9 protein-coding genes are annotated in these 5,840 nt (G+C 39.5%); 1 reads left to right on the plus strand and 8 read right to left on the minus strand.

The window, feature by feature from the left end:
• The first annotated feature begins 94 nt into the window (after positions 1-94).
• Positions 95-487 (plus strand): GNAT family N-acetyltransferase, encoded by a 393-nt coding sequence (locus FKN88_RS17110; protein WP_306687760.1) that lies wholly within the window; start codon positions 95-97, stop codon positions 485-487.
• A 109-nt stretch (positions 488-596) separates the two neighbouring features.
• Here FKN88_RS17110 and FKN88_RS17115 read toward each other — a convergent pair whose 3' ends face one another.
• The 8 genes from FKN88_RS17115 to FKN88_RS17150 all read right to left on the minus strand — a co-directional run bounded on the left by FKN88_RS17115 (position 597) and on the right by FKN88_RS17150 (position 5,700).
• Positions 597-1,457: an HNH endonuclease gene (locus FKN88_RS17115; protein ID WP_154171035.1), complete on the minus strand. Its 861-nt coding sequence runs from the start codon at positions 1,455-1,457 to the stop codon at positions 597-599.
• A 147-nt stretch (positions 1,458-1,604) separates the two neighbouring features.
• Positions 1,605-2,234 carry an FMN-binding negative transcriptional regulator gene (locus FKN88_RS17120; protein WP_306687759.1) on the minus strand — a complete coding sequence of 210 codons (630 nt, stop codon included), beginning with the start codon at positions 2,232-2,234 and terminating at the stop codon, positions 1,605-1,607.
• Positions 2,235-2,369: 135 nt separating this feature from the next.
• A complete protein-coding gene (gene def / locus FKN88_RS17125; RefSeq protein WP_154170970.1) occupies positions 2,370-2,894 on the minus strand; it encodes a peptide deformylase in 525 nt (174 codons plus the stop codon).
• A 154-nt stretch (positions 2,895-3,048) separates the two neighbouring features.
• Positions 3,049-3,447: a hypothetical protein gene (locus tag FKN88_RS17130; RefSeq protein ID WP_154171033.1), complete on the minus strand. Its 399-nt coding sequence runs from the start codon at positions 3,445-3,447 to the stop codon at positions 3,049-3,051.
• Between the two features lie 143 nt (positions 3,448-3,590).
• A complete protein-coding gene (locus FKN88_RS17135; protein WP_000351249.1) occupies positions 3,591-3,992 on the minus strand; it encodes a type II toxin-antitoxin system death-on-curing family toxin in 402 nt (133 codons plus the stop codon).
• A complete protein-coding gene (locus FKN88_RS17140; RefSeq protein ID WP_001080654.1) occupies positions 3,992-4,162 on the minus strand; it encodes a hypothetical protein in 171 nt (56 codons plus the stop codon). The genes FKN88_RS17135 and FKN88_RS17140 overlap by 1 nt, the downstream gene beginning before the upstream one ends.
• Positions 4,163-4,348: 186 nt before the next feature.
• Complete coding sequence (locus FKN88_RS17145) at positions 4,349-4,813, minus strand: ASCH domain-containing protein (RefSeq protein ID WP_154171032.1); 465 nt, start codon at positions 4,811-4,813, stop codon at positions 4,349-4,351.
• 113 nt (positions 4,814-4,926) lie between these two features.
• Positions 4,927-5,700, minus strand: a complete 774-nt coding sequence (locus tag FKN88_RS17150; protein ID WP_154171031.1) for an NERD domain-containing protein — start codon at positions 5,698-5,700, stop codon at positions 4,927-4,929.
• Positions 5,701-5,840: the final 140 nt, after the last annotated feature.

Raw genomic sequence — 5,840 nt, forward strand, 5'->3', positions numbered from 1 at the left:
CAAGAGATGGACGATGCCAATTCATCACTGGAAGCAAGCGCTAAATCGCTTTATGATTATGTTTGAAGAACGATTAACTGATTACTTGTAAGCAATAGCAGTTACACAAAATTATTTACAGGGTCTAGAGGATGAAAATAATACCTCACTTATCATCGGTTTTTACACTTTAACAATGACACCCATTGACCTAAAAGCATTGCCCGATAAGTTACAGAAAAAGCATCAGTCATCAACGTCTGGCGGACTCATTGCTCGCTTAGCTATCGATGAGCGCTATAAAGGTAAAGGATTTGGAGAGTGGTTACTTATCGATGCTCTACGAAAACTACTAGCCGCTAGTGATAGCGTGGCATTCCCCGTCGTTATTGTTGACGCAAAAGATGGCGCTAAACATTTCTATGAGCGCTATGGTTTTAAAGCGTTTCAAGATGCAGAAAATAAGCTATTTATCACCATTTCAGATATTAGGGCAAGTTTAGGCTAGTATTGCTAGCCTTTAGCAAGCTAACGCCGCATTAAGGTGTGAGCGACGATTGGCTATACTTGAGCGAAGCGAAACTGCCAAGCGTTGCGAATCACTCTTAAATGCTTTGTTAAATTTCATCGTATGAGTACCATGACTGGTATTGGTTTGAAGTTATTGCATTACCATCTTTTTTACGCTGATTACACTCTCGACACAGCAATTGAATGTTAGATACATCGTTAAACCCATGTTTTGCTAAAGGAACTATATGGTCATAATTTGTATGATTTTCTAAATTTACAGTTCCGGAAAGGTCTTTGTCACATAGAACACAACGCCCCCTATCTCTGAAATATACTGCCCTTTGAACCCATTTAGGAATTGATTGCCGCTTGATTATTCCTGGCTTTGAGAACCATATTTCGGCTTCTTCTGCGACAGGTTCGTCCATACTTAACTCTAGCCCGCTCGCTAACATCTCATTGAAGTTAAGCATTAGCTGCCGATTTTGAAAAAGAACATGGAATATTTCTTTAACTGTTTGCCTAATTAGATATTCATACGACTGACTAAGACGAGTTTCTTCCATATAGCTATCGAGATCATTTATATCGAAACTCGAGAGTGACTTCCCATAACTTAGCAGATGAGAAACAAAGCTTTGATATTCTATTTCATGAAAATCAAAAGCTCTTTCGATCGGCAACTTATCGAGGCTATAGTGCTGGCGAACTGCACTATGAGTCCTTTTATTTCCTTTCAGTTCTTCAATATCAGCCTCAAATGCTTCTTCCAGATAAATGTCTTCTACTACAAATTCAATGAAGTGATGAAATGCCGAGTATTTCTGAAAAGGGCTAGCTAAATAGAATATCTGTTCATCACAGTAGAAATCATTAATTCTACGTATATAAGAAAACTGGTCCCTTAGAATGTTGTGAATAACATTACAGAAATAGTATGTCTCATAGAACTTAACTTGGAACACCGAGCCTCCTTGAAATTTAACGCCGCGTTAAGGGGTGAGCAACGCGACTACCAACTAACCGCATTGCACTAAAAACTAATAAAATCAAAGCATAACGAAAATGCTACGCGTTGCGAATCCCTCTTTAACGCCTTGTTAGCATTCTTGTCAAAGATTAGCGCTCATGAGTGAAGCGATAACCTGTGAGCTTGTATCATCTTTGGATGACAAGCCATCAACAACACCCTGTTGATTTATCTCTGGATGATTCTGGCTTAATTTCCATTGACCACTGAGTGACTCTACCTCAATTTCAACACCTACTACCGCAGGCAACATTTTATGAATGTATCCCTCCGGTGCATCTGACATTGACCACGGCACCGCTTGTCCTTGCTCGTGCTCCAATGTTAACTGCTCAAGAACCTCCAATATCCATTGCGGTTCGTGAATAAACCGAATCTTTCCTTTCACATGTACCACAATATAATTCCATGTCGGCACAGCCTTACCATTCTCTTTCTTAGTCGGATAATAACTGGGAGATACATAGCTATTTGGGCCGTTAAAAATCACAAGAACTTCAGATACAGGATTAGCGGTTTGCCAAACTGAATTGACCTTAGCTATGTGCCCCTTTAAACGTAACTTACCGTCCAACTCTATTAAAGATAAAGGAAGATGATTAGCCTCGATCGCTGAATTTGAAGAGGTAATGACTGTTGCGAATGGATATTCACGCATCAGATTGATAAGTACATCAATATTGTCTTGTTTAAACTTCCCTGGAATGTGCAAACTTTTCTCCTTGAATGCTAACGCCCGGTTAAGGGGTGAGCAACGCAACTACCAAATCACCGCACAACACCATAACCACTGAAATCAACGCATAATAAAAATGCCGAGCGTTGCGAATCCCTCTTTAACCGTTTGTTATGTGCGTGGTTGAGGGTGCGATTTGACGTACTTTTTCACCTTTTTCACCTTTTTCATCGCCATTTGACGCTTTAACGGTGAAAGATAATCAATGAATAAATTACCAGAAAGATGATCAATCTCATGCTGCATCACGATAGCCAGAAAATCATCACTTTCGATCGTGATTCGCTGACCTGTTCGATCTAACGCCGATACTACAACTGATGTATAACGCTCCACCTCTGCATAATAATCTGGAACTGAAAGACACCCCTCTTGACCTAAAGCTTTGTTGCTACCACTCACTACTTCAGGGTTAATCAATATCAATGGCTGATCTCGATTATCTGAAAGATCGATAATAACAACCGCTTCTTTACGACCCACTTGAACTGAAGCTAGACCTATACCATTATCAGTTGAATATAGGGTTTCCAACATATCATCGATTAATTTCTGAACCGATTCAATATCCTGAACTTTCTCTGCTGTAATCTTAAGCCTTGGATCTGGTGCTGTAAGAATTTCTAAAACTGCCATATTTACCTTTATACTTTAAGCACATAACGCCGCGTTAAGGGGTGAGCAACGCGACTACCAACTCACCGCATTGCACTAAAAACCAATAAAATCAACGCATAACGAAAATGCTACGCGTTGCGAATCCCTCTTAAACGCCTTGTTAGCAGAATTTTTAACGCCTATACTTTTCATACAGTGATTCAACAGTATGCTCAAAAAGCTCTTTTACCGCAGCTTTAACTTCTGGAATAGAAACAATATCAAAGTCTTTCGAAACCGATTTACGTCCAAATATGTTTAAAAAACCGGGCTTCATAACGATATCTAAATTCAAGATCCCTGAGTCCACATCAACTGGTACATATTGGTAACATGCATAAACGTTATCCTTACCAAGTAAAAAGTGGAAACAACCACCCACACCATATTTTTCAAAGCCATCAATCTCTGCAGCCCAAGGATAAGCATCCATTATTTCACATAGTTCCCTATGTAATCTGACCTCTTTCTCATGGGTAATAAGACCTTCACCATCGACTCTATGGTCATAAACCACTCGTACTACACTCACTGATTTCTCCATAATTCTGCTAACGCCGCGTTAAGGGGTGAGCAACGCAACTACCAACTCTCCGCATTGCACAAAAACTAATAAAATCAACGCATAACGAAAATGCTACGCGTTGCGAATCCCTCTTTAACGCCTTGTTATGTTTAGAGAACTGAATTTTGTTCTTTTGCGTATTGTGCGTAGAGAATGTCGGCAAAATCTGTTTCGTTGATAATGCCGATAACAAGATCTCGAACTGCATCCGCAAGTAAATCGTTTTCCTGCGTAAGCTCAAAATCGTTAAGTGATAAATATTCAAGTGCCACAGCCAAACCTGTGCGTTTGTTGGCATCTGGTAGCGCATGTGAAACCGCTATACAAGCAGTGTATTTAGCTGCGATTTCGAAAACATCATCCAGTCCTTCATAAACGATCGCATTATCGATTCGACCTAGCGCCCCTTGAAGCTTAGGAATATCAACTGCCCCTTTCATTCCTGGTTCTGTTTTTAGGATGAAAGCATTAATTTCGATCACTCGTTCAAAAGGAAAACAGATGATATCCATTACATATCAGCCAATTTAGTGAATGTCTTCTGATGGGTACGCAAAGCAAGTTTTGTTTCAGACTTCACAATTTGACGACCAGCATCACCAGTCAAATCAAGCTTTTTGCTAGCCTTAATTTTCGGTCTTTCAACAGCATCAACGCCGTAAGCTTCAACTTTTCGATTCATATCACACCTACTATCAATAAAGGTTTGACCGATTATAGCCCCAAAACGTGATAAAAAACATAACGCCGCGTTAAGGGGTGAGCAACGCGACTACCAACTAACCGCATTGCACTAAAAACTAGTAAAATCTACGCATAACGAAAATGCTACGCGTTGCGAATCCCTCTTTAACGCCTTGTTATGTTTTTAGTGATACACGACCTTAAAGTGTTCTAAAACCAATAACATATCCTCACTTGGCTCTATACCTAAATCTTCACATTCACGTGAGAAAAATTTCCAATGAGCATTACGCCACCATTCTAGCGATTTGTCGCCCTCACCCTCACTTGCCGCAAACTCTTCCGTCACTTCTTTGAATCGACAACTTGAGACCGATGTTATCTCAATGATACAAATTGGCTCACCATTCCAGTTTGTGACCACTTGAAGGTGGCCAACTATAGGTAATACTTCGCTTTCGTGGCTATACCAATATTCCATGCTGCATGATGCACGTTTCTCGCCGCGTAGAATTAAATCTGCACATAGATTTGCGTTATACTCATCTGCGCAAAAGTAATCCGAACTAAATGATGTATATTTTTCAGACACTTCACTAGGTAAAGTTCGAAGGTACTGCTGTAAAAATAACTGACTCTTTTCTTCCATGATTCTCTAAACCTGATTAAAAACATAACGCCGCATTAAGGTGTGAGCGACGTTTGGCTATACTTGAGCGAAGCGAAAATGCCAAGCGTTGCGAATCACTCTTAAATGCTTTGTTAGTTGAATTTTTCCACTGACCTACATTTAGGGAAAGAGGAGCAACCCCAAAACTGTTTACCTTTATCTTCACCACGCTTTGTTTCACGCACAACCATATCAGAGCCACAACGTGAACATTGCTTTATGTTTTCTTTTGAAGCGACCAGCTCTTTAACATGTTGCCTATGCTTTAGATCTGTAACCACGCCTTTCTTGAGCTTAACTTCGTTGATGGCCGAAATAATTTGGACGCATTCAGCATCTGAAAATACTGGCTGGATGAACTGCTTAATGTAATCCAAGCAACCTCGTGCGTAAGTAACATTATTAGGCATATCAGTTTTAAACGTACTATCACCAATAAAAACGATGACCGAATGTAACTTAGATGAATCTATACCCAACAATGATTCAAGGGTTTTGATATGTTTATAATTTTGATGGAGAGGATTCTGAAATTTGGAAGTATGCCGATAGATTTTTTGAGTCCATTGTTTTTGACTTTTTGAGCCAAAGATCCACCCTTTCATATTTTTTGTTTCAACAACAAAAATACCAAACTTAGATACAACAACGTGGTCAATTTGTGTTGTGCCATCTTCTGTGGATAAAGTTACATCTTTTACTAACGTGTAGTCTGATTCAGATAACTGTGACAGCAATCTGTTTACCAAGTACTCGCCAAACAGACCTTTAAACCATCGACTCTTGAATATCGAAACGATAAGTAACAGAGGTATGATGTACCAAACTTGAACTAAAGCACCCGATAGTAATCCTAAAATATCCACGAAACTTCCTTATGACCCTGTAAATAATTTTGTGTAACTGCTATTGCTTACAAGTAATCAGTTAATCGTTCTTCAAACATAATCATAAAGCGATTTAGCGCTTGCTTCCAGTGATGAATTGGCATCGTCCATCTCTTGGA

This window comes from Vibrio sp. 2017_1457_13, from assembly GCF_030851525.1.
Taxonomy (GTDB): Bacteria; Pseudomonadota; Gammaproteobacteria; order Enterobacterales; family Vibrionaceae; genus Vibrio; species Vibrio metschnikovii.

What these genes read in the sequence shown, in the direction of transcription:
- FKN88_RS17135 (WP_000351249.1), bottom strand. Translation starts at nt 3,992, where the DNA reads ATGGATATCATCTGTTTTCCTTTTGAACGAGTGATCGAAATTAATGCT.
- FKN88_RS17140 (WP_001080654.1), bottom strand. Translation starts at nt 4,162, where the DNA reads ATGAATCGAAAAGTTGAAGCTTACGGCGTTGATGCTGTTGAAAGACCG.
- def (WP_154170970.1), bottom strand. Translation starts at nt 2,894, where the DNA reads ATGGCAGTTTTAGAAATTCTTACAGCACCAGATCCAAGGCTTAAGATT.
- FKN88_RS17145 (WP_154171032.1), bottom strand. Translation starts at nt 4,813, where the DNA reads ATGGAAGAAAAGAGTCAGTTATTTTTACAGCAGTACCTTCGAACTTTA.